Raw genomic sequence first — 25,104 nt, forward strand, 5'->3', positions numbered from 1 at the left:
GGAAATTCCACTTTGGCTATACGCACGCCACGCCCGGCGAAGCTGCGCCACTCTCACTGCACCGCAACGCTGACCCACCGACCTGCGGATAAATAAAGTCTTATCGCTGGCCAAGCCCTATTCGAGTCAGCCTGAGACTATGTGCGTGATTTGAGCAGTACGTTGACCAGCCAGGCCGTGAGCGGGGTGGCAACGGCGATTCCGTAAAGCCACACATTGCCTTGCAGGTTTCCGGTAATGATGCCCACAGCTCCCAGTTGCAGAGACAGCACCCCTGCCGTCAAATAAGCGGCCGCTCCACACAGCACTACAATCCAAGAGCTTTTGCTCCACAACCCCACAAACAGGCCCACGGACACCAGTAAAAGCAGCGCCAGGGCCGCGCCGAAGGGCACAATTGTTTGCCCGTTGTTCAGAAACCATGCGTGGCCATGGAGCGAGGTTCCCAATAGTCCGCTGCCGATCCCGGCCCCGGCGGCTGCAACCATGATGGCCCAGCGCCGCGGTGGGGGAAGGCTGAAACGAAGCTTGTGCTCCGACGACTTCTCTGACGGCTGCGCTGCCCGTTCCTGCGGTTCCTGCTCCGGCGGGTGCGCTCCGGTCACTGTGCTGGATATATCTCGGCGGAAGGAATCGCCACAAATTCCTCCACGGCAGAAATATCCCTCCACACGTTATCGGAGAGGGCAAAGCGCTCACCGTCCACGGTGATCTGGGTGCGGTGGGCTTCCATGGCGGCTTTCTTGGCTGCCAGGTCTCCTACAACTCGTAGCCGCGGGGTGTCAGCGTCCAGCGCCCTTTCGGGCCGGTCACTGACGATCGTGTAGACAGCGGGAACTTTCCAGCCTGTCACCACAACGGAGGCGTGTGCCGGCCCAGCATTGGCTGCACCTGCCGACGCTGCCAGGCGCAGCGCAGCCATGGTGAGTTCATGAGTGCGCACATGGTCAGGATGCCCGTAGCCGCCGTCGGCTGCATAGCTGATCACCATGTCCGGACGCAGCTCACGGATGGCGTGCGCCAACAATTCGGCACTTTCCTCCAAGGGCGCCTTTGAGAAGGAACCGGGAAGCACAGTATCTGCTGCGGTGGCTCGACCATCCGCGCCCCACTGCATTCCCGAATCGCGGAAAGTCACTTCTCCGTTGTCCTTCGCAGTCAGTCCTTGGCCCAGCCAGATGTGCTCCTGGACGCCCAGCGCGGTCAATGCCGCAGCTAACTCGCGTTCTCGTTCCAAGGCTAGCCCGGCTCCCGGTGCCGATTCCTGCTCAGGTAGGTGTCCGGCGTCGTCCGGGTCTGTGGATAGCGCGAGAGCCACGTCTCCCGCTTTGACCTCCAGATGCGCCAACTCGGGCACAATAACCTCGCCCAGCTCCCCGCGCGTGCAGGTCACTAGGACAACTCGGGCACCAGCGGCGGCCGAAGCGGCCATGGTGGCCCCCGTGACGATGGTTTCGTCGTCGGGGTGGGCATGCACAAAGAGCATGGTGGATTTGGGTCCGGTCTCGGGCAACAAGGTAGTTGATTCCATACTCTCCAATCTACCCGCTCGCTAGCCGCGCGATATAGGACCCGCATCCAGTGCGCCAACGGCGAAAACCCACTTAAAAGGCCGGCGCATATGAACGTTGAGTCCATATGCGCCGGCCGGAAAACAAGGAAAAGCAGTTACTACACCAGAAGCGAGGCTCCCGGGATAGCACTGAGCAGATCCTGCGTGTAGCGCTGCTGCGGGTTGTTGAAGACCTCGTCCGTGGTGGCTTGCTCCACGAGACGGCCCTTCTGCATGACGGAGACATCATCAGCGATCTGGCGAACAACGGCCAGATCGTGGGTGATGAACAGGTAAGTCAGGCCCAACTCTTCCTGCAGTTCGTTAAGCAGATTCAACACCTGCGCCTGCACCAAAACATCCAAAGCCGAGACGGCCTCGTCACAGATGATCACATCCGGGTTCAGTGCCAGGGCACGCGCGATGGCGATACGCTGACGCTGACCGCCGGAGAGCTCGTTCGGGAAGCGCTGCATGGTGGAGGCAGGCATGGAAACCTGATCCAACAGTTCGCGGACCTTCTTTTCCCGTGACTTGGCATCGCCGATCTTGTGGATCTTCAGCGGCTCTTCGATGGTGCGGTAGATGTTGAACATCGGGTCCAGGGAACCATAGGGATCCTGGAAGATGGGCTGCACACGGCGGCGGAAGTTGAACAGCGCCTTACCCTTGAGGCTGGTCACGTCCACCCCGTCGAAGAGGATGCTGCCCTCAGTAGGCGCCAACAAGCTCAGTGCCATCTGCGCCACGGTGGACTTGCCGGAACCCGACTCCCCCACAATGGCCATGGTGGTACCGCGCTTGACGTTGATGGAAACATCATCTACAGCCTTGAAATCAGTGGACTTGCCCAATGCGCCGCGGAGCTTGAACACCTTGGTCAGGTTCTTGATTTCCAAGATCGTGTCACCACGGCCTGCCGGGGTGTGGCTCTTGAGGCCGCCCGTGTGGGCAGCCTTGTTAGCCTGCTCAACGTGTTCTGCCTGTTCCACCTTTGCAACCTTGAGCACGTCTGCTGGCTGCGAAACCTCAACAGTCCCAGCAGCGGCGGCGGCGGCCAAAGCTTCCTTGGCCTTGCCGGACTGCAGACGCTTGGAAGCGAGCGACGGCGCCGAGTTCACCAAACGCTGTGTGTACGGATGCTGGGGGTTGCGCAGGATCTCCAGTGCGGGACCCGACTCAACCACCTGCCCCTTGTACATCACCACGAGCTTCTCAGCCCGCTCGGCAGCAAGGCCGAGATCGTGGGTGATCAGCAAAACGGCCGTGTTCAGTTCCGTAGTCATGCGATCAAGGTGATCAAGAATCTGACCCTGTACCGTCACGTCCAGAGCCGAGGTGGGCTCATCGGCAATCAGCAGCCGCGGACGGCAAGCCAAGCCAATGGCGATCAACGCACGCTGACGCATTCCACCAGAGAATTCGTGGGGGAATTGCTTGGCCCGCACAGCAGCATCTGGCAGTCCGGCCTCGGTGAGCACCTCGGCAACGCGTTCGTTGGAGTTGGAACCCGCCAAACCGTTCGCCTTCAGTGTTTCCTTGACCTGGAAACCAATTTTCCACACGGGGTTCAGGTTGGACATGGGGTCCTGCGGAACCATGCCAATGGAATTTCCACGCAACTCGATGATGCGCTTTTCGCTGGCGTGAGTAATGTCTTCGCCGTCGAAAATGATCTGGCCAGCGCTGACCCGACCGTTGGAGGGCAACAGACCAATCGCAGCCAGCGCCGTGGTGGATTTACCTGAGCCGGACTCGCCAACAATGGCAACGGTCTCGCCAGGCATGACCGTCAAATGCGCATTGCGTACGGCGTTTACCGGACCGCCCTGCGTATCGAAGGTGATGGCTAGGTTCTTGATTTCCAGCAGTGGTGCATCATTGATGCCGGGCACGGCTGGGTTCGCGGACTTGTTCATGTTAGAAGATGACATCAAACCTCACCTCTTCCTTGCTTTGGGGTCGAGGGCATCGCGCAGCGCGTCACCGAGCATGATGAAGCTAAGTACGGTGACTGACAGAGCAGCAGCCGGCCAGAGCAACACTGAAGGGTTATTGCGAACCTGCGGCTGAGCTGAAGCAATGTCATTTCCCCAGGACATGATGGACGGAGGAAGGCCCAAACCCAAGAAGGACAGGGTTGCTTCAGCAACGATGAAGGTACCCAGCGAAATGCTGGCCACTACAATGATGGGTGCCAGTGAGTTGGGGATCACGTGCTTGATCAGGGCGCTGAAACGGGAAAGTCCTAGCGCCTTGGCGGCTGTGACAAAGTCCGCATTGCGATTTTCAAGCACGGCACCACGGGTGATACGGGCAATCTGCGGCCAGCCGAAGATGACCAAGACTAAAACAACAGTCCAAATACTGCGGTTGTCGCGAAAAGCCGGCAGCTGCATCATGACGATGGCCCCGAGGATCAGCGGCAACGCGAAGAAAACATCGCCAACTCGGGCCAAGATGGCATCCATCCAGCCACCGTAGTAGCCAGCTAGGGCACCCATGGTGCCACCGATGATGAGCACACCGATGGTGGTAAAAATGCCCACCATCAATGAGGCCCGGGTGCCATGAATCATGCGCGCATACACGTCACAGCCCTGTAGATTAAAGCCCAATGGATGCCCGGCGCGGGCTCCTTCTGCAGAGTCATTCAAGGTACAGCTGGTGGGGTCAACGCTGGAGAACCACTGTGGGACGAGCGCAACCACAATGACGAGCAGGATCAGCAGTGCCGAAATAATGAAGAGGGGCTGCTTGCGCAAGTTGCGCCACGCCTCTGCCCACAAGCTCAGCGGGGCTCCGCCTTCGGTGACAGAGTCAACAGCCGCAAGCGGCGTCTCCTCCAACGGCGCAACATAGTGTTCTATGACGCGAGTCGATTTTTTCCCGAGACGCGGGGTTCCCGCCTTGCTCGGTTCAGTTTCAGGTGTCAGGTTCTCAGACATAGCGAATCCTCGGATCAAGCACGGCGTACAAAAGATCAACAACAAGGTTGGCCACCACGAACACGATGACGAGGATGCCGACCACGGCTACGACCGTGGCACTCTCGCCCTTCAGAATGGCCTTATACAACAAGTTGCCGATACCGGGCACGTTGAAAATACCTTCGGTGACGATGGCTCCGCCCATAAGCGAGCCTAGGTCGGCACCCAGGAAGGTCACCACGGGAATCAGGGAGTTACGCAGAATATGCACAACCACCACACGACGCCGGCTCAATCCCTTGGCCGTAGCCGTCCGGACATAATCGGCATTCATGTTCTCGCTGATGGAGGCCCGGGTAAGCCTAATGACATAGGCCAGGGAAACTAGGCCCAGCACCATGGCAGGCAGAATCAATTCATTCCAAGGCGCAGAACCGCTGACGGTGGGCTTGGCCCAGCCAAGCTGAACTCCAACAACAAGCTGCAATACGAAGCCGAGCACGAAGGTCGGAACAGCGATTACGAGCAGGGAAGCAACTAGGACAGTGCTGTCGAACAGCTTGCCCTTGCGCAGTCCAGCGATGACACCGAACAGCACACCAAAGAAGGCCTCAAAGACCAAAGCCATAATGGCCAGGCGCGCAGTGACAGGGTAGGCCCGGGCAATAACGTCCGCGACTTCCTGGCCGGAGAAGGTCTGACCCAGATTCATCGTGACGAGATTTTTCAAGTACAAACCGTACTGAACCCAGAAGGGCTGGTCCAAGTTGTACTGAGCACGTAGGGCTGCCTCAACGGCAGGTGCCATGGGCTTGCCGCCGGAAAGTGCGGCGATGGGGTCACCTGGTGTAGCAAACACCAAGAAATAGACCAGAAGGGTTGCCCCGAAGAATACGGGGATCAACTGTAAGAAACGACGGAGCGTAAACATGACCATTACGGAGTCACCACGCCCTGCCGCCGAAGGTACATCTCATTCATGTAATTACCTGTTCACTAGCTGTCTGTGCGGGAACAAGCGCAGAACTGTAGTTCTGAAACTTTGACATCGCCCAAACGCATTGTATGTGTGACAAAGAAAACTGTTGTTAAAACGCCAAAATAGGGGAACCCGGTTTAAGGCCGGATCCCCCTACTTCGTGCCGGAACTTATGTTCCTACTTGGCGGTTACTTCGTAGTAAAGCGGTACGCCATTCCAGCCGAACTCGACTGTGTCGACGTTGTTGCTCCATACACCCTGAACTGCCTGGTACCACAGGGGTACAACCGGCATGTCCTTGAGCAGGATTTCCTGAGCTTCGTTGAAGTTCTTGATGCCGTCTTCAACTGTGGTTGCTGCTAGGCCTTCCTTCAACTTTGCGTCGAAGGCCGGGTTGGAGTAGTCGCCATCATTGGAGCCTGCACCGGTGCCGTACAGCGGGCCGAGGAAGTTGTACAGCGACGGGTAGTCAGCCTGCCAGCCAGCGCGTGAGGCACCGGTCAGCTTCTTCTCGTTGACCAGGGCGCGCATTTCCTTGAAGCTGGAGATCGGGTTCAGCTCAGCCTTGATTCCAAGATTGGTGGCAATCTGGTTGGCCATGGCCGTGATGTATTCCTTGTTACCGGCACCATCAATGTTGGAGGTGATGGTCAGGACCTTTCCTGCGGGCCACGGGTCAATGGCGTCAGCCTTCTCCCAGAGGGCCTTGGCCTTAGCGGCGTCGAACTTCAGAACCTCAGAACCGGGAAGAGCAGCTTCATAGCCGTCAATGACGGGTGAGGTGAACTCCGTTGCGGCCTTCTTATTGCCGTAGAAGATCTTGTCAATGATCTGCTGACGATCAATGGCCATGGAGATGGCCTGACGACGCATGGTTCCAGCTTCGCCCTTGAATTCGGGCATGTAGGACGGGAGGACCATGGTGGCGTTACCGGCGTAAGGCTGGTTGACGTTGCGGCCTTCGAAGTCAGTCTTGAAGTTCTGCAGGCCGCTCGGCGGTACCTGATCCAGAATGTCCAGGTTGTCCGCTTGCACCTCGGTGTAGGCAGAATCCGGGTTGTTGAAGATCGTGAAGGTCACGCCGCCGTTTTTGGCCTTGCGCGGTCCTTCGTACGTCTCGTTGGGGACCAGTTCAATGGAAACGTCATGCTTCCAGCCATCAGCAGCCAACTTGTACGGGCCGTTACCGATCGGGTTCTCGCCGAAAGCCTTGGGGTCATCGTAAGCGGATGCCGGCAACGGGTAGAACGCCGTGTAGCCAAGACGCAACGGGAAGTCAGATTCGGGCTGAGCGAGCTCAACGGTGAAGGTGCTGTCATCAACAACCTTCAGGCCTTCCATGGTCTCTTCGGTAGCACCTTCAGCTGAAACCTTGTCGTAGCCCTTGATGGATTCGAAGAAGTAGCTGTTCAGCTGTGCGTTCTTAGCAGCTGCACCAAAGTTCCATGCATCAACGAAGGACTGTGCGGTGACGGCCGTGCCGTCGCTGAACACATGGCCGCTCTTGATCTTGATGGTGTACGTCTGAGAATCTGTGGTCTCAATGGAATCTGCGATCTCGTTAACCGTGGCACCCTTGGCGTCATAGCTCACCAGACCGGTGAACAGCAGGTCCATGACCTTACCGCCACCAACTTCATTGGTGTTTGCGGGCAGCAAGCCGTTCTGCGGCTCGGTGTTATTGGCTGTGATGACCTTAGTGGTATCGCCGGCTGCGTTGGTTTCGTCACCAGCGCCACCGCCACATGCGGCCAGGGACATGGCAACAACTACTGCCAGGCCAAGTGCTTGGGAAGTACGCGACAAACGCATTTCCGCCTCCTATTGTGTGTTTTGGATTCGAGCAACGAGCCCCACAGACCCGGATCCTTGTTTGGCCGGGGGCAGTGGCTCAACTCATACTCATTGAGCCTAGCCGCAATATATTACCGGCAAGTAAACAAGCCCACATTTTGGAAGCATCTTAATAAAACTGAGACCTAGAACACAACACTGGTCCATTTTGGGCACAAAAAACCCGCCCCAGCAGAGCTGAGACGGGTTTTTTGTAGGAACTACTAGTTCTTGGCGCGTGAGCGGTACTGCTTGGCGCGGTCTCCGGCGTTGAGGATCAACTTACGGATACGAACTGCCTCAGGGGTAACCTCAACACACTCGTCTTCGCGAGCGAATTCGAGGGACTCTTCCAAGGTGAGGTTGCGCGGCGGCGTCATGTTCTCGAAGGTGTCCGAGGAAGCTGCACGCATGTTGGTGAGCTGCTTTTCCTTCGTGATGTTCACGTCCATGTCATCGGAGCGTGAGTTCTCGCCGACGATCATGCCCTCGTAGACCTCTGAGGTGGGCTGCACGAAGAAGTTCATGCGCTCCTGGAGCTTGATCATCGCAAACGGAGTAACCACGCCGGAACGGTCAGCCACGATGGAACCGTTGGTGCGGTATTCGATCGGGCCGGCCCACGGCTCGTAGCCTTCGGAGATGGAAGCTGCGATACCGGCACCGCGGGTGTCAGTCATGAAGCGCGTACGGAAACCGATCAGACCACGGGCGGGAACGACGAATTCCATGCGGCACCAGCCGGTACCGTGGTTGGCCATGTTGGTCATACGGCCCTTGCGAGCTGCCAAGAGCTGAGTTACGCCACCCAAGTATTCTTCGGGTACGTCGATGGTCATGTGTTCCATCGGCTCGTGAACCTTGCCGTCAATCATCTTGGTAACAACCTGCGGCTTACCAACGGTCAGCTCGAAGCCTTCGCGACGCATCTGCTCAACGAGGATGGACAGTGCCAATTCGCCACGGCCCTGTACTTCCCAGGCGTCGGGACGCTCGGTGGGAAGAACGTTCAGGGAAACGTTACCAACGAGTTCCTTGTCGAGGCGATCCTTGACCTGGCGTGCGGTGACCTTGTGGCCCTTGACGCGGCCGGCGATCGGGGAGGTGTTGATACCGATGGTCATGGAGATGGCCGGCGGGTCAACCGTGATCAGCGGCAACGGCTGCGGGTTGTCAATGTCGGTCAGGGTTTCACCAATGGTGATGTCTTCGATACCGGCAACAGCAACGATTTCACCCGGGCCAGCAGACTCAGCCGGAACACGGGTCAGTGCCTTGGTGGCGAGCAGTTCGGTGATCTTGACAGACTTAACCGTGCCATCCTGGCGGCACCAAGCAACGGTCTGACCCTTGTGCAGGGTGCCGTTGAAGATACGCAGCAGAGCCAAACGGCCCAGGAACGGGGAAGCGTCCAGGTTAGTGACGTGCGCCTGCAGGACACCTTCCGGGTTGTAGGTGGGGGCCGGAATGTGGTCCATGATGACCTTGAACAACGGCTCAAGGTCTTCGCTGTCCGGGGCGGCACCGTTCTCAGGCTGCACGGTGGAGGCGCGTCCCAGCCTGCCGGATGCGTAAACAACCGGAACGTTCAAAACGGCGTCGAGGTCCAGGTCAGGAACTTCGTCAGCCATGTCAGAGGCCAAGCCCAAGAGCAGGTCCATGGACTCGGCAACAACTTCATCGATGCGAGCATCGGGGCGGTCGGTCTTGTTGACCAACAGGATAACGGGGAGCTTTGCAGCCAGTGCCTTACGCAGCACAAAGCGGGTCTGAGGCAGCGGGCCTTCAGAAGCGTCAACAAGCAGAACAACGCCGTCAACCATGGACAGGCCGCGCTCAACCTCGCCACCGAAGTCAGCGTGGCCGGGGGTGTCAATGACGTTGATGGTCATGGCCAGGCCGTTAGCCGAAGGTCCGCTGTAAGCAACGGTGGTGTTCTTGGCCAAAATGGTAATGCCCTTTTCGCGCTCCAGGTCACCGGAGTCCATGACGCGCTCAGCAACGTCACCGTGAGAGGCAAAGGCGTGGGTTTGCTGCAACATGGCATCGACCAGAGTGGTCTTTCCATGGTCAACGTGCGCCACAATGGCGACGTTGCGCAGGTCATTGCGCGAGGCAGTATTGAGGGAAAGATCGCTCATGCGTGAAGACTCGTTTCAGTTGGGCCCGGCTGCAGGCCCGGAAGGGCTAAAGCAGAAAGTCACATTGATGGTTGGCCGCGATTATCGGCAGATAACACCATTCTAGACGAAGTGCCAAATGCGGCCTACCCACTTTATCCCATTGTGGGCATGTTTTCTAACACGCCAAACTGGCCTCCCTAGGCAATCCCGCCCGTTTTCCCGGATAAAGTACGACGGCGGCAGGCACCTCCCGTGACTAAGGTCACCTTTCGCCGTCGTGCTTTGTTCGGGACCGCCACAATCATGGGGAGGATGGCGATCACATCGAATTCCCGGCCTCGGGGAGCAAAGAGCAGGATCGCAAGGGCACCGACCAGCACCAGGCCCAAGCCGACCCAGCCGCCAAGGACACTGTTGCGCGTACGGGAGAGGTTCTTGTCGCCGTTGGCCGGTGGTGGAGGCAGTCTACGGGTGAAGCTCCCACCGATGATCGCCAACAGGAGTACCCTTGCGTTGCCCAAAGCCGAGAGCGAGCTGTTCAAAGGAGGCCGATAATTAGCGATTAAACTATTTGACGTAGGCCCATGCGGCGAGGCTGTGCCACGGCCCACTTGCCAGCGGTGAATGTGCCACCCCTGTGACGTGCTTTCCGGACGCGCTCAAGGTGGTGCGCTGGAACAACGGCAACCCGTAACCGGCTTCAACGACGAGCTTGTCAATCTGCATCTTCAGGGCATTCTGCTTGGCATCGTCGGGATTCAGCGCCAGTTGTTCGGTGAGCTGATCCACCACCGTGTTGGAGAAATTGTTGAAGTTGGAGGCAGCCGCCGTCCTGAAAATCTGTGGCACCTGAACCGAGCCAGTGGGGTTGCTGGTCCAGCCGTAGAGTGCCACGTCAAAGGCGCCTGACTTCAAGGCCGCAACCCAGTCTTTGGCATTTTTTCCAGCATCCGTCACAGTAAAACCAGCAGTGGCCGCAGAATAGGCGATCAATTGGTACTGGGCTACTCGTTCGGGATCGTCTTGGTTATAGAGGATGCGAACAGTGGGCTTGGCGCCGTCGAGCAATTCCTTCGCTTGCTCAATCCCTTCCGTTCGCACCAGGTTCGGATCAAATTCCTTGGTGCCGTTGCTGCCCGCAGACTCCCCATAGGGCGCCTGCTCAGGCCGAAAGACAAATGAATTGAGCACTTCAGCCTTGGTTTCGGCATCAGCTACAGCTACCAATGGTTGGGCTACCTGATCGATGATTTCTTGGCGGGGCACCGTGTGCAGGAATGCTTGGCGCAGTTCCTGCGAGGCTAGGACACCCTTGAAGTTCAGCACCACTTGGTCGAAACCCAGGCCCAGACCTTGCTGAGTCTGCGTACCGTCTTTCTCCAGTGCTTTCAGGGCGCTAACCCGTGCTTCTGAAACCTGTGTAGCGCCCAACGAGATGACATCGGCAGTGCCAGCTTGGAGGGCCGCAATCTGCTTGTCCGGATCGGACTGGTACTTGACGGTGAGGGTATCGAGCTTAGGTATCTCTCCCCAGGCATAGTCGGCATTGCGGGTCAGCACCAGTTCCTGATCTGCTGTGATGCCCTTGACAAGGTAGGGACCGTTAGAGAGGGCCAGTGACGGGTTGGGCATGCTGCGGCTGTCAAAGCCCGTGTTCCAAAAATCAGCCACTTTCCGCAGGGTCGGATCCGGCGGCACCTGCTTGGACGGGTCCCCCTGTTGCACGCTCTGCAGAACACTGGACAGGGCCGGCGCGTCGGCCAAGCCTGCCCGAACGGCCACAATATGTGCCGGAATGGACACCGTAGAGCCCAACGCGGTCTCCCAATCGGAGAAGGGTGTGGTGTACGTCAGGGTGAGCGACTTTCCATCGTCACTGATGACGGGCCGTTGCGTTTTTGCCAGTCCGGAGTGGTCACCAGCCGAAGAAAAATAGGCCGTGCCAGAGATGATGGAAAAGCTCTCATCCAAGATGGCATCGTTATACCAGCCAGATAAAGCAGCCCACTGGAGCATCAGGTCATCGGCGGTGACCGGTGCGCCGTCGGACCATTGCACACCGTCATTGATGGTGTATTTGACGGTCAAAGGGTTGTCCTTGACCTTTTCATAGCTGCCGAACTGCTCATTCGGCACGATCTTCAGATCGCTGCCCACGGTGTTGAACCCGGAGTGGGTGGCCACATCAATCCGGGTGTTGGTAGCAGTTTGTCCGGTGACGCTGGCGGCGTTGAAAGAGGTGAACGGCGCTGCTTCGAGCACCGTGACATTGCCACCCTCAGTTGCCGTGGGAGGGGCGCTAGATTCCTCGGGTGCAGGGGGTGTTCCGGTACAAGCACTTAGTGCAATGGCCAAGGCTGCAGCGGCAGCCAATACTTTGGAAATGCGTCCGGGCCGCATTCCACCTCCAGGTTCTTCGCTTCAACATGACCTCCGGGACGCCAAGGCTTTGAGCAAGGCGTTGAGCAAGGCTTGGAGCCGGTCCCGGGAATAATTCTGTTTGCTAGGGTACCGCAGCGGTCTGGACGGGAGCCGAACCACAGCAGTATCTCAGCGCGGGGTATCTCAGCGCTGACCGCGGCTGAATCACCCAAGGTGATCTCCGGCGTCGACCATTAATAGGGAGAAGCTAGTATCCGGTGACCCCGTCAACGCACTCGCGCAGCAGATCCACATGGCCCAAGTGGCGGGCATATTCCTCAATCATGTGCGTGTACACCCAGCGCAAATTCAGTTGCTGACCGTGCCGGATCCCCGGCAGCGCGGCATCGAGATCGGTAACACTCGCCGCAGCTTCACGTGAGTGATCCAGCTCCTGGCTGTAGGCAGCAACGTCGGCTAGGGCCGTGGCTTCAGTGGCACCGCTGAAGTCCGCATCGGGATCCTCCGCCTTGTAACGAGCGGGCTGATCGGTCCCGGCCACCGTGTTTGAGAACCAGTAGCGCTCCACATCGCTCAGGTGACGAACCACCCCCGCGATGCTCATGTTCGACGGCGGAACGGCGGCCTGGCACAGTTGCTCGGCAGTGAGCCCGCCAATCTTGATCGGCAAAGTGATGCGGTAGAACTCCAGCCAGGCCTCCAGCGATTCCCGCTCCCCCGCCATGAACGGCGGGCCAGTCCGGACATCCGGCATGACAGGGGTGCGCGGGTTCATCTCGTGTATGTGGTTCATGTGATTACTGTTGCACACCACTCAGCCCGCCACGCGTCAACCCTTGGGCCCGGTCAGCGCTCGGGGCTGGTCAGCGCCCGGGGCTGGTCAACGCCCACGCCGGAGGGCAGAATGGCGCCATGGCCTCACGCATAGAAAACTTTTCCATTGATTCCGATTCACCGTCCGCAATAGCCCACTTCTGGGCCGCGGCGCTGGGCTGGAGCATTACCTTCGACGACGGCGTGGAAGTGGCGCTGCAACCTCCCGCCGGCAGCCCGGAAGCTGGAATCCTGCCGGATCTTCTGTTCTTGAAAGTTCCCGAAGGAAAGTCGGTCAAGAACAGGTTGCACCTTGATTTGCGCCCCGATGATCAGCTCGCCGAGGTCGCCCGGCTGGAAGCGCTGGGCGCTACCCGAGTGGATATCGGTCAGGGAAGCTCGCACACGTGGGTGGTCATGGGCGATCCTGAGGGGAACGAGTTTTGTGTGTTGCGCACTTTGAGCGCAGCAGAAGGTTCGGCACAGGAGCCCGGGTAAACTTCACCCAGTGCCAAGTGGCACGTGTGAATTCCAAAGAAGGATATCCGTGAAGATCACGATCATAGGCGGCTCGCAAGGCACCGGAGCTCAACTGGCAACGCTGGCGCATCGAGCAGGCCACGAGGTGACCACGGTTTCACGCAGTGGCCTCACGCCACCCGGCACCCGTGCGGTGGCGGGTAACGCGAACGATCCTTCCGTGGTTGCAGAGGCTATCGCCGGAGCCGACGCCGTGGTGATCACCGTTGGCGCAGCTAAAGGCGTCCGCAATCATCGCGCTGCGGTCACCCAGACAATAGTTACTGCCATGCAGAAAACCGGATCCCGGCGAATCGTGGTGCAATCCTCGCTGGGTGCCGGAGATTCAGCTAAGCAATTGCCCGTTCTACTCCGCCCGATCATGACTGTTTTACTCGCGAAACCTTTGGCGGACCACAATGCGCAGGAATCGGCAGTCACCAGTGCGGGGCTGGACTGGACACTGGTTCGCCCCACCGGTTTGACCAATAAGCCGGCGGCCGGAACGTGGAAAGCCTTCGAGGTGACGAACCCGGCGCGTCTAGGCGGATCAATTCCGCGCGCTGACCTCGCCGCCTGTCTATTAGAAATCCTCGAGGACGACTCCACTATTGGCCAGGCTCTTGGCGTCAGCGCTTGAGTGGGGCTGATTCCCGGACACGCACGCAGGATCAGCACATCGTCGCCGTCAAATTTTAATGTCCACAGGACACTATGATGATTTTATGAACACCAAGACTTTTCCTCACCTAATGGCCTCCGGGCACATTGGCCCCATGAGTACAGCGAACCGCATTGTTCTGCCTGCAATGGACATGAATGTGTCCGAACATGGCGAAATCGAGCAGAGCGAGATCGATCATTACGTGGCGCGGGCTGCGGGCGGCGCGGGCCTCATCATCACCGGAGCCTGTGCCATCGCTTTCCCTTTCGGTGCAGCGTCAATGAAAGAGCCGGGACTCTCCGATGACAAATTCATCCCCGGGTTGAAGGCGCTGGCTGACGCCGTCCATAAGACAGGCAGCAAACTGTGTGTGCAGTCCACTCACCACGGCAAGGTGGCCCGCGTTGACACAGCAAATGGCCGTGCTCTGCTGGCACCTAGCAAACCGGACTACAGCTACAACATGTCAGCGTTGGCCGACAGCACCCCCACCGAACTTGGCAAGATGGGTGCGGCAACCGGCGGGAAGCAGGCCACATACCAAGAGATGAGCGCCGAAGACATATCTTGGCTCGTCACCACGTGGGCCGATGCTGCTGAACGCATTGCTAAGGCGGGCGCCGATGCCATTGAAATCCATGCGGCACACGGCTATATCCTGGGTGTTTTCCTCAACGAACGTGACAACAAGCGCACCGATGCATACGGTGGATCGTTGACCAACCGGGCCCGGTTAGCCTGCGATGTCATTAAGGCTGTGAAGGCTCGAGTTGGCGATAGCCTCGCTATTTTAGTCCGTGTTGCGGGCGAAGAATACGGACAAGTTGGTGGCCTGACCCTGGCTGAAGCCATCGAAGCTTCCGCATTGTTCGAGCAGGCCGGCGCCGATGCAATACATGTCACCGGCTGGGGCCGGAACCCCTTCGATAACTTCACCGACGGTCCGCTACCAAGCAAGGTTGGCGCCTACCTCGAGAATGCAGCCGAAATCAAGAAGCATGTTTCTGTTCCAGTGATCGCTGTTGGGCGCATGCTCCAGGACATCTCGGAGAAGGCAATTGCCGAGGGCAGGATTGATTTTGCTGCGATGGGCCGGCAGCTGCTCGCGGATCCAGAGTTGCCGAATAAGCTCCGCGCGGGCAAGCCGGAGCAAGTGCGCCCGTGCATCAACTGCTACTTGTGCGTTGCCGAGAACTTCTTCGATGACACACCGTTCTGTGCGGTGAACCCTGCCCTCGGCAATGAAACGCTGCTGCCGCTGAAGCCTGCCTCCGCCTCGAAACACGTTGTTGTTGTGGGCGCCGGACCTGCTGGCTTGGAAAGTGCGCGAGTGCTCACCGAACGTGGGCACCGGGTCACAGTGGTGGACAAGTCCGACCGGCTAGGTGGCACCATGTGGTTCTCCACCATGACCACCCCGGACAACGAACGGCTCTTGCGCTGGTTCAAGTCCGAGGTCAAGCGCCTGCGCATTGCGGTCAAGCTCAATACCTTGGCCACGGTTGAATCCATCCGCGCACTGAATCCAGACCACGTCATCGTGGCTACCGGCGCCGTGCGTCCTAAGCCTGATTTCCCAGGTGGAGACCCGCCCAACGTGCAAACCGGTGACACCTTGCGAGCCATGATGCTCGGCACCGCGACAGCGCAGGAAGCTGGCGCGGTATTGAGCACACTCGGCAAGCTGGGCCGGCTGTCCGGGGTAACCAAGAGCCCCGAGTTCGTCCGTCAGTTCACCAAATACTGGTTGCCTATGGGCAAGGACGTTGTGGTCATTGGTGGCTCCTTGGTGGGTCTGGAGCTTGCCGAATTCTTGGCCGAACGTGGGCGGAGTGTCACCCTGTTGCACGAAAGTCAGCAGCTGGGGTTGCCGTTGGCCATGCCGCGGCGTTGGAGCGCAGTGAAGGATGCCCAATCGCACGGCGTGAAGATTCACCGTAATGTCTCAATCGATCGCATCACGCCCAAGAGCGTCGAGTGGACCGAAGGAGACGCTACCTTCTCTGCCCCGGCCGACATGGTGGTCTACGCAGACGGAACCACAGCTGCGGCACCTCTGGCCAGTGAATTGCGAGCGGCTGGTTTCACCGCGGACGTCATCGGAGACGCAGGAGAAGTCAACTACATCCACGGCGCTATTCACTCCTCGTGGAACGTCACCACCGAGCTCTAACGCTTTTCCACGCTGAACCAACCACGCCGCCCGTTTCGATAAACGACACGGGCGGCGTTGTTGTCACTCTTCGCCCGCAAACGGGGTTTCTTGCCTAGCGTTTCTTTCCTAGCGCAGAGCTGTCCACGCTATCGTGAGCATATGGCCAAAATTCAGGGACTTGAAGAACTGCTGACCGCACTCAACGCCGGGGAAAGCATTCCCGGCGGCTCGCCGCATCACGCGGCGATGCATGCAGCGAGCCAAGAGTCGCTGCGCATCACTGCCGAGCTCAACGGCAATTACCACTCCCCCGAAGAAGTCCGCTCCCTGATGAGTGAACTGACCGGGAGCAAAATTCCCGAGTCCTTCATGCTCTTCCCACCGTTCTCCGCTGACTTCGGCAAGAACATTCGCTTCGGCGAAAACGTGTTCGTCAATAGCGGCTGCCGATTCCAGGATCAGGGCGGAATCGACATTGGTGAAGGTTCACTGATCGGCCACAACGCCGTCATCACCACGCTGAACCATGACATGCTCCCGAGCCGCCGGGCCGATATGCATCCGGCCCGCGTGGTGATCGGCAAAGGCGTATGGTTCGGGGCCAACGTCACGGTATTGCCGGGAGTGAGCATCGGCGATGGGGCTGTGGTTGGAGCAGGCGCAGTGGTGACCAAGGACGTGCCTGCAGGAGTCGTCGTCGTCGGTGTCCCGGCAAAACAAGTCGGCACGGTGCCCCAAGGCTAACAAGCTCTGCTAGCTCTGCTAGCTTGCTTGTTTTCTGAGCAGCGAAACATAAGCCACCACAAATCCTGCGGCAAGCGACCCCAGTCCCCCCATGGCCATATCAGCAATGGTGTCGTCGTAGGCGGTGAAAATTTGATCGCTAACCGCTGCCTTGCCAAGCCACTCCACCATTTCCCAGAGGGCACCGAGGGCCAACCCAATCATGGCTGTCAGCACAATCCCGGCGGGCTTGGTAAAAGTGGTGGATCGCGGATCCGGAACAATATTCCCCCGAGCCAGCAACAAGAACAAAGCAACAGCGATCACCCCATTGCCCACTAAGTGAACAACCAGATCCCACCAGCCAATACTGGTGTACAGATCAAAAATGTTGCTCCATGCCGCAATCAACAGCGAGCCAACAAAAAACATGTCCATCCCGGCGCGCATTCCCAAAAAACGCGGGGCCACAAACCCGGGTAAGGCAAAGGCAATAATCCCGGCGTCGCTCGGCTCCAGAAATACCGCGGCGAGCACCGCACTCAGCACAGCAAAGCACCGAAGAACCTCTGCAGCTAAATCCATTGCTCCCTGCGGACGGCGCAGAAAATTCTCAATCACTGCCCGCCTCCGCCCTGTTCAAAATGGACCACGGCGTGAACGGGAAGGTGGTCTGATCCCCATCCGCCGAGGTGGCGGTTGGCATTAATACCAGCCTGTGACACTCGGGTATCGGCGGAAAGCAGAATCGAATCAATACGCGGCCTGTTCAGACGCGGTTCACGGTACGAATTTAGAGTGCCCCACTTTTCGCTGACCCTGTTCTGCGCGGCGTCCCAAGCATCAACCAATCCGCCGCCAGAGAGCAGTTCGAGCAGCGGCGGAGAGCCCGCATCGGCATTGAAATCACCGGTGACTACCGTGGGTAATTCCCTGACTGCGGCCAGGTGAGCAATGGCCCGGGCAGAAGTCAGGCGTGAGCGTCCGGAGAGATGGTCGAGGTGGGTGTTGATGGCCTGAAATTGAGCCCCCGTTGCGCGGTCTAGGAAGATCCCGGACACGACAATGCGGGGAATGATGTTTCCCCACGATCGCGAACCCGCTTGAGTGGGCTGATCAGAGAGTGCGTTTTGTTCCCAGTCCAAGAGCTTGAGCCTGCCGGAGTCAAAAATCAGCGGGCAGCTTTCCCCTTCACCGTGAGGTCCACGGCCATGGCCCACAGCTCGATACATGGGGCCGAGAGATCTTTGGACAAACTCAGATTGGGCAGGCAATGTTTCTTGTATACCGATGAGGCTTGGCTGCTCTCCGTGAAGAAGTGAACGGAGTCGCGGTGCTCGCTGCTGCCAGCGGTCGGCGAGCCGTGTGAGGATTTCAGGGACTTCACGTCGAATATTCCAGCTCATGACGTGCAGGGCTGGCGCGGGCACTTTGCCAATCAGGATTTTAGGTGGCGGAGAATCCTCGGCACCGTGTTTACTTTCGACTCCGTGACGGTCTCCACCGCTGCCTTGGCTCATAGGCGCGCCTCACCATTGTGTCCAGAACCGTTGTGTCCAGAACCATTGTGTCCAGAACTGAGACTTCTACCTGCAGCCAGCCTGCGCCACCTCCGTGGAGGAAAATCATCCGGCCAGTGAATCATGACCGTGCGGAACCCTCGGTATGTCCGGCGCAAGAAAGCGCGCGCGCTATAAAAGGGACGCATCGACATGCCCATGGCAGCGGACCGCAAGTAGACCAAACGATGGCGCTCCCCTAGGTGAAAGGAAAGATCCAAGTCATCATGGATCTCGCAATCGTCCCGATGCGCCGAGCCACTCACCGATTCCCACGCCTCGCGGCGCATGGCTAGATTGGAGCCGAAAAGCGGCCGGTGTCCCAAAGCTGGAATCGCTGCAAGCGAATAGGCCGTGAGATACATGAAGGCCAACGGTCTACGTAGAAACGCCGGTCCGTCAATGAACCGTGCCGGGCCTGTCAGCACGGAGGTCTCTGGGTTGTCCTGAAAAGCTGTCACTATATCTTCGATCCAAGACGATGATGGCAAACAATCGGCATCTAAACGAAGAATAAGATCTCCGCTCGCATGATCGTAACCGCGGGAGCTTGCTGCCGGAATACCCGGCTCGGAGCAGCCGATGACCGTTGCTCCAGCGAGAGTTGCGGTGAGTGCCGAGTCATCGGTTGAACCGTTGTCCACCACAATAATCTCGTCGGCTCTCATGGACTGTGCATGCAGCGCTTCCAGGCACCGGGCCAAGAGCAGGCTGTCGTTCTTGACCGGTATAACTACAGAAATGCCGAACCGGGAGACCTGATGCGGCTGGTCAGCGAGCACTTCTTGCACCTCAGCTTCGGGCTGCGATTCGATATTCATCGACTCTAGGTTATCGTCTCTGGGGCAGAGGCGGCTGCATTGTCAGCCGCGGGTGTCCTATTGCAGCACGGGATTGTCAGCCGCGGGCCGTACTGCTGGAACCAACGGAAAATCTACCGTCCAGCCCGATCAGGTGATCTCCGATCCGCGACCCGCAAGAATGTGTCCTCGCTGTCAGGACGGTTCAGGATCATTGAGGGGCCACTGTCCTTGGCAATGACGTTGTTGATAATCGGGTGTTGGGCTGGGATGCTCGACGGCGGATGGTTAGGCTGGGCGAATGGCAACAGTAATTCTTGTGCGGCACGGCCGCACCACAGCGAATGCAACTGGGCTCCTGGCTGGCCGTGCTGCCGGCGTCAGTCTGGATGCATTGGGGCAGGATCAGGCGACTCGAACCGGCGAAAGGCTCGCGCCGGTGCCTCTGGCCGGGGTGGTGTCGAGCCCGCTTGAACGTTGTCAGCAGACCGCCCAGTTCATTCGAGACCGCCAATCCGGATCGCCCTACGCGCCGCTTGAGCCCGATCTCATCGAGTGTGATTACGGTCAATGGCAGGGCCGACTGCTGAGTGAACTCGCAAATGAGGATTTGTGGCCAGTGGTCCAGTCCCAACCATCCGCCGTCGTATTTCCTGGCGGTGAATCCATGGCTGCCATGCAGGCTCGAAGCGTGTCCGCCATCCGACGTCTCGATGCTGCCTTCGAAGCCGAGCACGGTCCAGGAGCTGTGTGGGCGGCGGTAAGTCACGGTGACATTATCAAGTCAATCCTGGCTGACGCCCTCGGCATGCACCTTGACCTTTTTCAGCGCATCAACGTGGGACCGGCCTCCATTTCGATCGTGCGCTACGGAGCTGGCCGGCCCAGCGTGCATGCGATGAACACAGATGCGGGTGATCTTTCGTGGCTCTCAAAGGGCGTTCATGCAGGAGACGCGCCAGTGGGCGGCGGCGCTGGGCAACAGGCGCCATGAACCTCTTGGGCCTAGAATACTGACATGCCTACACGTGTTCACGATTTTTCCTGGCCTGATCGGGTCGTCATTGGCACCATTGGCCTTCCGGGTGCGCGTACGTTCTATTTGCAGGTGCGCTCCGGGAAGCAAATAGTGAGTATTGCCCTGGAGAAGCAGCAATCAGCTCTGCTCGCGGAGAAGATCGAGGAAGCACTCGATCAGCTCATCACCGTGGAGGGCAACCCCTTCAGCGTCCCAACGGGCACTCCCATTGAGCTGGTGGACAATGACCCGCTCGAGGACGTTGCGGAGCAATTCCGCGCGGGAGTCATGAGCTTAGGGTGGGACCCAGCCACGGCCCAGATTGTCATTGAGGCCAGCCCGCTCACCGAAGATGCCTTCGATGATGACAACGACGAAGAGCTCCACGAGATCGGGGCCGAACAGACCGAAATGCTACGCGTGCGCATGCCAGTGGGCACCGCCCGCGCATTCGCCAAGCGCACACGCGAGATTGTAGGTGCTGGGCGCCCGGCTTGCCCGCTTTGCGGTTTCCCCGTGGACCCTGACGGACACATCTGCACACTGCCTGAGGTCTGATGCCAATGCCGCAGCTTGTGACCGCTGAGCTGACACTCAACGGCCGTATTACGACAGCATCAAACGCGACATTTCTTGGCAGTATCGGCGACGTAGAAGTGGTCTATAAGCCGATAGCAGGGGAAAGCCCACTGTGGGACTTTCCGCATGGAACACTGGCCCATCGGGAGGTGGCCGCTTATCGTATCTCGCAGGCTATGGGCTGGGACGTGGTGCCCCAGACTTGGCTGCGAGATGGTCCGGTGGGCGAAGGAATGGTGCAGCTCTGGCAAGAGCAAGATCCCGCCCAGAACGCTGTGGATTTAATCGCTGCAGACCGCGTGCCTGGAACCAGCTGGAAGCAGGTTCTCACGGGAGAAGGTGAGAACGGGGAGATCGTTGCCCTGGTTCACGAGGATTCGCCGGCGCTGCGGCACATGGCGGTGTTCGACGTCGTGGTTAACAACGCCGACCGCAAAGGCGACCATGTTCTTTCCATGGCTGACGGCCACCGGTATGGAGTTGACCACGGGCTCACCTTTCACCACGACAACAAGTTGCGCACGGTGCTGTGGGGATGGCTGGGAGACGCGCTTACAGCGGAGGAACTCTCAGGTATTGATCGTGTCAGTGCGGGGCTCGACGGCGCGCTGGGCCAAAGTTTGGCGGAGCTGATCAGTGCTAAAGAGATTACAGCGCTCGCCGATCGCTGCGAAAGCTTGCGTTTGGCGGGGCGATTTCCAGCTCCCAGTGGTGAGATGCCGGCCGTGCCCTGGCCGCTTTTCTAACACCACGCAGAAGGTTCCCAGTAGGTCAGGAGCTACAGGCTGACTCGCGAATCCATTTGGTCTTTAGTCAGCAGTACTTAGTTAGCAGTTCCGCGGGAAGATGACAGGAATCCGCGGGGAAACGCGCGAGCCGATTCTGATGCTCTTGGGCGCTTCGCACATAGTTGGACAGCGGCAGAACTTCTACGGCGATTCGGTCGGCGTCGTCCCTCGCCTCGATGAAGGCCCGAGCCTCTTCGAGGTGACGCAAATTGTTGGAGTACACGCCTGTGCGATATTTCTGACCAAGGTCCGGCCCCTGTTTGTTAACACTGTAGGGATCGGTGATCTCAAAGAGGTACGCCATCAGCTGCTCGACACTAACAAGCGTCGGATCAAATCGCGTCAATACGCATTCCGCATATCCACAGTAGTCACCGTCGAGGCGTTGGCTGTCGCCGTTGGCCCTTCCAGCCTCGGTGAACGTCACCCCGGGCAGGGTCGCGATGAAGGCCTGCACTCCCCAGAGGCAGCCGCCCGCGAGGTATAGCTCCTCAACCTCGCGCTCTGCATTCATGTACCGATCCTACTGGTGCCTGCGCGACGTTTGTGCATGTAGCAGATCAGATGGCTACCGATGCCGTAGCGGCGATATCCCTCACGAATCGCTTCGCAGGGCCATCCCGGTCAGCTTCAGCAGCGATGCGCTCGATCGCCGAGCTCAGCTCGGATAGGTCGATCTCAGCCGGCTTCCCATCTCTCCCAAGTGATATCCCAGATCCTTGCCACATCTCAATCCTCATCGCTGCTTGAACATTCGTTAAGGACGTTTTAGCGCCGCGTACAGAAATGCCCGGAATGTAAAAGCAGTCCGGGCATTTCTTGCGGTCAAGATCGAAACGGTTCTAAAGGTTTAACCGGAACTCGACCGAGTTCCGGTACTCGCCAACCTTTGCACAGCCAAGCCTTCTGAGCATTCTTCAGAGCATCGCCCGCATGGCAAGCGAGTTGTTGATCTCGAAGCCAGCTTTCTCGTAGATTCCTCTGCCGCTTTCCGCGGCCATGAGTTCCGCACGCTCCACGCCAGTTCCCCTGGCCCACGCCAAAACAGCTTCGAACGCCGCTGAGCCGAAGCCTCGCCCACGGTGTGTAGGAAGTGTGCAAACGTTATTTATCAGCACGTCGCCACTCGAAGCATGCGTGAGCAGCGGCACGCCATGCGGCGCCGGATGCATCAATGTCCATTGCGTCGAACATTTCTGTTCGCAATGCCATCAATGCAGCAATATCCGGAGCCGCTGCTCGTCACACAGATAAGTCCTGCTCTGAAGTCAATCGACGCGCCATATCTGCTAAACGTTCAAGCGATCTTGAGCGGCGTGATCGCTGCGACCTGATCGAGCATGCGATCTTGGGCGATTTCCAGTTCGTAGCGACTTTGCAGGTTGAGTCAGAACTGCGGGTCTATGCCAAAGTACCGTCCAAGTCGCAACGCGGTGTCAGCGGTGATGGCCCGCTTGCCGTGCACGATCTCATTGATCCGCCGCGGCGGCACGCCAATCGATACGGCAAGCTTGTTCTGTGTAATACCAAACCCCTCGAGGAAATCCTCCATCAAGACTTCTCCCGGATGGATAGGCGGGCCAAGCTTCTCTGACATCATTCCTCCTCAGTGGTAGTCGACTATAGCAACGTCTTCGGGTCCAGCATCGGTCCACCGGAAACAGATCCGCCATTGGCCGTCGGCCCGGATACTGTACTGACCCGCTCGATCGCCTTTGAGTGCTTCCAACCGGTTACCGGGAGTAACGCGCAGGGCGTCGAGCGATAGCGCAGCATCCAGAGGATGCAACTTCCGATTCTCTGTCTTGTGTCTTCGCGGATCAAGTTTCTTCGCCGGCTCGCGACGCCAAACACGTTCAGTAGCGCGGTCTGCGAAGGATCTGATCACACGATTAGCGCATAACGCAGCGCGTCAATAACGCTAGACGTTAGACCTGAACTCCACGACGTCGCCGCTCGTGCCAACCTCGCAATCAGAGCGGCAGACCGGCCTCGTCCTCGTCGTCCGGTGTAATGATCATGCCTTCGTGCGATACCGTCGCGCCAATCATCTTGCCCCTTCTATCAAGGAACACCACATCAACATCACCCAGCCCAGTCCATTGAGCTGAGCTCGTGGCTTCAGGAAAGAAACAACCAAGACTGTCAATGGCTCGGATAATGGCACGATCGTAGACATACCTCCGCTTAATCACTGTAGGACGTGGCCGAAAATAATAACCATTCCCAGGCTCGACACCGACTGTTCGGATAGATTCCAGGTGCCCTAACTGCTCCAGCAGTGGGTGGTTGCCGTCGCCATTATTAAAGACAAAATCTACGTAAGCGGTAATCGGACGAAGTGAGTGCATCCACGCGGACTGCTCAGCGCGTGATACGAACTTCCCATACCCAGAAGACACGGTCACCTCTTTGACGTTTTATGAGTCGATGAGCTTTCAGACTAATGAAAGAAAGCTGGATCCGCACCAAAGTGCGAATCCAGCCCTCTCACCGCGAAACCAAACTAGAGGTTGAAGCGGAACGCGACTAGACGTTAAACCTAAATTCGACCACGTCGCCGTCGTGCATGACGTATTCCTTGCCTTCAATGCGAACCTTGCCCTTGGCCTTAGCCTCGTGCATGGAACCGGCCTCGATCAGGTCATCGAAGTGAACGACTTCAGCCTTGATGAAGCCGCGCTGGAAATCGGTGTGAATGACACCAGCAGCCATGGGAGCGGTATCGCCCTGGTGGATGGTCCAGGCGCGTGTTTCCTTGGGGCCAGCGGTGAGGTAGGTCTGCAGGCCCAGAGTGTGGAACCCAACGCGAGCCAACTGGTCCAGACCGGACTCTTCCTGACCACTCATCTCCAGCATTTCGCGGGCTTCTTCTTCGTCGAGCTCGACGAGGTCCGATTCCAGCTTGGCGTCCAAGAAGATCGCGTCGGCAGGAGCTACGAGTGCACGAAGTTCTGCCTGACGCTCCGGGTTGCCCAGAACGGCATCATCGACGTTGAACACGTAGATGAACGGCTTGGCAGTCAGGAGCGAGAGTTCCTTCAGATGTTCCATCTCGAGCTTGTCGCTCTTGATGGAGGAGAAAATAGTGTCGCCGCGTTCAAGGACAACCTGAGCAGCCTTAATGGCGTTCAGCTCAGCGGCCGCGCGCTGCTTGAGCTTAACAGCCTTCTCAATGCGCGGGATTGCCTTCTCGACCGTCTGCATGTCGGCCAGAATCAGCTCGGTGTTAATGGTCTCCATATCCGAGCTCGGATCAACTTTGCCGTCAACATGGATTACATCGGGGTCATCGAAGACCCGGATAACCTGGGCGATGGCCTCGGCTTCACGGATGGTGGCCAGGAACTTATTGCCTAGGCCTTCCCCTTCCGAGGCGCCCTTGACGATGCCGGCAATGTCCACGAAGGTCACTACTGCCGGGAGCAAACGGGCGGATCCGAAGACCTCGGCCAGCTTTGCCAAGCGGGGATCGGGCAGGCTAACAATGCCAACATTGGGCTCGATCGTGGCGAACGGGTAGTTCGCTGCGAGCACGTTGTTGCGTGTCAGTGCGTTGAAAAGGGTTGATTTGCCGACGTTGGGCAGTCCGACGATGCCAATAGTAAGAGCCACGGTAAGTGATTCTACCGGTTGCCAGAGGTTTAAGCTTCTTTGCCCACCAGCGGCGAATCCTAGAATGTCAG

At 58.4% G+C, this 25,104-nt stretch carries 25 protein-coding genes and 1 pseudogene; 7 read left to right on the forward strand and 19 right to left on the reverse strand.

Annotated elements, in window-relative coordinates; translation table 11 throughout:
• Positions 1–137: 137 nt before the first annotated feature.
• From ACX80D_RS09365 to ACX80D_RS09410, 10 genes are all read right to left on the reverse strand, one after another.
• Entirely contained in the window at positions 138–605 is a 468-nt protein-coding gene (locus ACX80D_RS09365) for a hypothetical protein (protein WP_459322386.1), read from the reverse strand.
• On the reverse strand, positions 602–1,531 hold the full coding sequence (locus ACX80D_RS09370) for a PIG-L family deacetylase (protein ID WP_459322387.1): 930 nt from the start codon (positions 1,529–1,531) through the stop codon (positions 602–604). Before ACX80D_RS09370 ends, ACX80D_RS09365 begins: the two co-directional genes overlap by 4 nt.
• 140 nt (positions 1,532–1,671) lie before the next feature.
• A complete protein-coding gene (locus tag ACX80D_RS09375; protein ID WP_459322388.1) occupies positions 1,672–3,486 on the reverse strand; it encodes a dipeptide ABC transporter ATP-binding protein in 1,815 nt (604 codons plus the stop codon).
• Between the two features lie 6 nt (positions 3,487–3,492).
• Positions 3,493–4,500, reverse strand: a complete 1,008-nt coding sequence (locus tag ACX80D_RS09380) for an ABC transporter permease (RefSeq protein WP_459322389.1) — start codon at positions 4,498–4,500, stop codon at positions 3,493–3,495.
• Complete coding sequence (locus ACX80D_RS09385; RefSeq protein ID WP_459322390.1) at positions 4,493–5,419, reverse strand: ABC transporter permease; 927 nt, start codon at positions 5,417–5,419, stop codon at positions 4,493–4,495. The genes ACX80D_RS09380 and ACX80D_RS09385 overlap by 8 nt, the downstream gene beginning before the upstream one ends.
• A 220-nt stretch (positions 5,420–5,639) precedes the next feature.
• Positions 5,640–7,274 (reverse strand): peptide ABC transporter substrate-binding protein, encoded by a 1,635-nt coding sequence (locus tag ACX80D_RS09390; protein WP_459322391.1) that lies wholly within the window; start codon positions 7,272–7,274, stop codon positions 5,640–5,642.
• A gap of 245 nt (positions 7,275–7,519) precedes the next feature.
• Positions 7,520–9,436: a translational GTPase TypA gene (gene typA, locus ACX80D_RS09395; RefSeq protein WP_459322392.1), complete on the reverse strand. Its 1,917-nt coding sequence runs from the start codon at positions 9,434–9,436 to the stop codon at positions 7,520–7,522.
• 179 nt (positions 9,437–9,615) lie between these two features.
• Entirely contained in the window at positions 9,616–9,960 is a 345-nt protein-coding gene (locus tag ACX80D_RS09400; protein WP_459322393.1) for a hypothetical protein, read from the reverse strand.
• Between the two features lie 25 nt (positions 9,961–9,985).
• Positions 9,986–11,818 carry an ABC transporter family substrate-binding protein gene (locus tag ACX80D_RS09405; RefSeq protein ID WP_459322394.1) on the reverse strand — a complete coding sequence of 611 codons (1,833 nt, stop codon included), beginning with the start codon at positions 11,816–11,818 and terminating at the stop codon, positions 9,986–9,988.
• Positions 11,819–12,047: 229 nt separating this feature from the next.
• Positions 12,048–12,593 (reverse strand): DinB family protein, encoded by a 546-nt coding sequence (locus ACX80D_RS09410; RefSeq protein WP_459322395.1) that lies wholly within the window; start codon positions 12,591–12,593, stop codon positions 12,048–12,050.
• A gap of 119 nt (positions 12,594–12,712) precedes the next feature.
• On the opposite strand from ACX80D_RS09410, the gene ACX80D_RS09415 reads away from it, so the two are divergent.
• The 4 genes from ACX80D_RS09415 to ACX80D_RS09430 all read left to right on the forward strand — a co-directional run bounded on the left by ACX80D_RS09415 (position 12,713) and on the right by ACX80D_RS09430 (position 16,695).
• Positions 12,713–13,111, forward strand: a complete 399-nt coding sequence (locus ACX80D_RS09415; protein ID WP_459322396.1) for a VOC family protein — start codon at positions 12,713–12,715, stop codon at positions 13,109–13,111.
• A gap of 49 nt (positions 13,112–13,160) precedes the next feature.
• The gene (locus tag ACX80D_RS09420) at positions 13,161–13,772 is read left to right on the forward strand and encodes an NAD(P)-dependent oxidoreductase (RefSeq protein WP_459322397.1); all 612 of its coding nucleotides are present in this window, start codon (positions 13,161–13,163) and stop codon (positions 13,770–13,772) included.
• Positions 13,773–13,908: 136 nt separating this feature from the next.
• The gene (locus ACX80D_RS09425) at positions 13,909–15,969 is read left to right on the forward strand and encodes an FAD-dependent oxidoreductase (protein WP_459322398.1); all 2,061 of its coding nucleotides are present in this window, start codon (positions 13,909–13,911) and stop codon (positions 15,967–15,969) included.
• 141 nt (positions 15,970–16,110) lie between these two features.
• On the forward strand, positions 16,111–16,695 hold the full coding sequence (locus ACX80D_RS09430; RefSeq protein ID WP_459322399.1) for a DapH/DapD/GlmU-related protein: 585 nt from the start codon (positions 16,111–16,113) through the stop codon (positions 16,693–16,695).
• Positions 16,696–16,713: 18 nt separating this feature from the next.
• Here ACX80D_RS09430 and ACX80D_RS09435 read toward each other — a convergent pair whose 3' ends face one another.
• The 3 genes from ACX80D_RS09435 to ACX80D_RS09445 are packed head-to-tail and all read right to left on the reverse strand — an operon-like array spanning position 16,714 to position 19,054.
• The gene (locus ACX80D_RS09435) at positions 16,714–17,295 is read right to left on the reverse strand and encodes a hypothetical protein (RefSeq protein WP_459322400.1); all 582 of its coding nucleotides are present in this window, start codon (positions 17,293–17,295) and stop codon (positions 16,714–16,716) included.
• On the reverse strand, positions 17,292–18,194 hold the full coding sequence (locus ACX80D_RS09440) for an endonuclease/exonuclease/phosphatase family protein (RefSeq protein WP_459322401.1): 903 nt from the start codon (positions 18,192–18,194) through the stop codon (positions 17,292–17,294). Before ACX80D_RS09440 ends, ACX80D_RS09435 begins: the two co-directional genes overlap by 4 nt.
• Positions 18,191–19,054: a glycosyltransferase family 2 protein gene (locus ACX80D_RS09445; protein WP_459322402.1), complete on the reverse strand. Its 864-nt coding sequence runs from the start codon at positions 19,052–19,054 to the stop codon at positions 18,191–18,193. The genes ACX80D_RS09440 and ACX80D_RS09445 overlap by 4 nt, the downstream gene beginning before the upstream one ends.
• 280 nt (positions 19,055–19,334) lie before the next feature.
• Here ACX80D_RS09445 and ACX80D_RS09450 point away from each other — a divergent pair, with 280 nt between their 5' ends.
• Genes ACX80D_RS09450 through ACX80D_RS09460 form a run of 3 tightly spaced genes read left to right on the forward strand, consistent with a single transcriptional unit; the run spans position 19,335 to position 21,376 of the window.
• On the forward strand, positions 19,335–20,027 hold the full coding sequence (locus tag ACX80D_RS09450) for a histidine phosphatase family protein (protein ID WP_459322403.1): 693 nt from the start codon (positions 19,335–19,337) through the stop codon (positions 20,025–20,027).
• A 24-nt stretch (positions 20,028–20,051) separates the two neighbouring features.
• The gene (locus tag ACX80D_RS09455; protein ID WP_459322404.1) at positions 20,052–20,609 is read left to right on the forward strand and encodes a DUF3090 domain-containing protein; all 558 of its coding nucleotides are present in this window, start codon (positions 20,052–20,054) and stop codon (positions 20,607–20,609) included.
• The gene (locus tag ACX80D_RS09460; RefSeq protein ID WP_459322405.1) at positions 20,609–21,376 is read left to right on the forward strand and encodes an SCO1664 family protein; all 768 of its coding nucleotides are present in this window, start codon (positions 20,609–20,611) and stop codon (positions 21,374–21,376) included. Before ACX80D_RS09455 ends, ACX80D_RS09460 begins: the two co-directional genes overlap by 1 nt.
• Positions 21,377–21,443: 67 nt before the next feature.
• On the opposite strand, the gene ACX80D_RS09465 is transcribed toward ACX80D_RS09460, so the two are convergent.
• From ACX80D_RS09465 to ychF, 6 genes and pseudogenes are all read right to left on the reverse strand, one after another.
• The gene (locus ACX80D_RS09465) at positions 21,444–21,932 is read right to left on the reverse strand and encodes a peptide-methionine (S)-S-oxide reductase (protein WP_459322406.1); all 489 of its coding nucleotides are present in this window, start codon (positions 21,930–21,932) and stop codon (positions 21,444–21,446) included.
• A gap of 403 nt (positions 21,933–22,335) precedes the next feature.
• Positions 22,336–22,536, reverse strand: a complete 201-nt coding sequence (locus tag ACX80D_RS09470) for a GNAT family N-acetyltransferase (protein WP_459322407.1) — start codon at positions 22,534–22,536, stop codon at positions 22,336–22,338.
• A gap of 179 nt (positions 22,537–22,715) precedes the next feature.
• Positions 22,716–23,015 (reverse strand): annotated as a pseudogene (locus tag ACX80D_RS09475) (HigA family addiction module antitoxin).
• Between the two features lie 9 nt (positions 23,016–23,024).
• The gene (locus ACX80D_RS09480; RefSeq protein ID WP_459322408.1) at positions 23,025–23,306 is read right to left on the reverse strand and encodes a type II toxin-antitoxin system RelE/ParE family toxin; all 282 of its coding nucleotides are present in this window, start codon (positions 23,304–23,306) and stop codon (positions 23,025–23,027) included.
• Positions 23,307–23,391: 85 nt separating this feature from the next.
• The gene (locus ACX80D_RS09485; protein ID WP_459322409.1) at positions 23,392–23,820 is read right to left on the reverse strand and encodes a hypothetical protein; all 429 of its coding nucleotides are present in this window, start codon (positions 23,818–23,820) and stop codon (positions 23,392–23,394) included.
• Between the two features lie 127 nt (positions 23,821–23,947).
• Positions 23,948–25,033, reverse strand: a complete 1,086-nt coding sequence (gene ychF, locus ACX80D_RS09490; protein WP_218712432.1) for a redox-regulated ATPase YchF — start codon at positions 25,031–25,033, stop codon at positions 23,948–23,950.
• Positions 25,034–25,104 lie beyond the last annotated feature (71 nt).

Source organism: Arthrobacter sp. Sr24 (assembly GCF_054511175.1).

Coding starts and splice junctions, on each gene's coding strand:
- ACX80D_RS09370 (WP_459322387.1), bottom strand. CDS start 1,531: ATGGAATCAACTACCTTGTTGCCCGAGACCGGACCCAAATCCACCATG.
- ACX80D_RS09375 (WP_459322388.1), bottom strand. CDS start 3,486: ATGTCATCTTCTAACATGAACAAGTCCGCGAACCCAGCCGTGCCCGGC.
- ACX80D_RS09380 (WP_459322389.1), bottom strand. CDS start 4,500: ATGTCTGAGAACCTGACACCTGAAACTGAACCGAGCAAGGCGGGAACC.
- ACX80D_RS09385 (WP_459322390.1), bottom strand. CDS start 5,419: ATGGTCATGTTTACGCTCCGTCGTTTCTTACAGTTGATCCCCGTATTC.
- ACX80D_RS09390 (WP_459322391.1), bottom strand. CDS start 7,274: ATGCGTTTGTCGCGTACTTCCCAAGCACTTGGCCTGGCAGTAGTTGTT.
- typA (WP_459322392.1), bottom strand. CDS start 9,436: ATGAGCGATCTTTCCCTCAATACTGCCTCGCGCAATGACCTGCGCAAC.
- ACX80D_RS09405 (WP_459322394.1), bottom strand. CDS start 11,818: ATGCGGCCCGGACGCATTTCCAAAGTATTGGCTGCCGCTGCAGCCTTG.
- ACX80D_RS09410 (WP_459322395.1), bottom strand. CDS start 12,593: ATGAACCACATACACGAGATGAACCCGCGCACCCCTGTCATGCCGGAT.
- ACX80D_RS09415 (WP_459322396.1), top strand. CDS start 12,713: ATGGCCTCACGCATAGAAAACTTTTCCATTGATTCCGATTCACCGTCC.
- ACX80D_RS09425 (WP_459322398.1), top strand. CDS start 13,909: ATGAGTACAGCGAACCGCATTGTTCTGCCTGCAATGGACATGAATGTG.
- ACX80D_RS09430 (WP_459322399.1), top strand. CDS start 16,111: ATGGCCAAAATTCAGGGACTTGAAGAACTGCTGACCGCACTCAACGCC.
- ACX80D_RS09440 (WP_459322401.1), bottom strand. CDS start 18,194: ATGAGCCAAGGCAGCGGTGGAGACCGTCACGGAGTCGAAAGTAAACAC.
- ACX80D_RS09445 (WP_459322402.1), bottom strand. CDS start 19,054: ATGAATATCGAATCGCAGCCCGAAGCTGAGGTGCAAGAAGTGCTCGCT.
- ACX80D_RS09450 (WP_459322403.1), top strand. CDS start 19,335: ATGGCAACAGTAATTCTTGTGCGGCACGGCCGCACCACAGCGAATGCA.
- ACX80D_RS09455 (WP_459322404.1), top strand. CDS start 20,052: ATGCCTACACGTGTTCACGATTTTTCCTGGCCTGATCGGGTCGTCATT.
- ACX80D_RS09460 (WP_459322405.1), top strand. CDS start 20,609: ATGCCAATGCCGCAGCTTGTGACCGCTGAGCTGACACTCAACGGCCGT.
- ACX80D_RS09465 (WP_459322406.1), bottom strand. CDS start 21,932: ATGAATGCAGAGCGCGAGGTTGAGGAGCTATACCTCGCGGGCGGCTGC.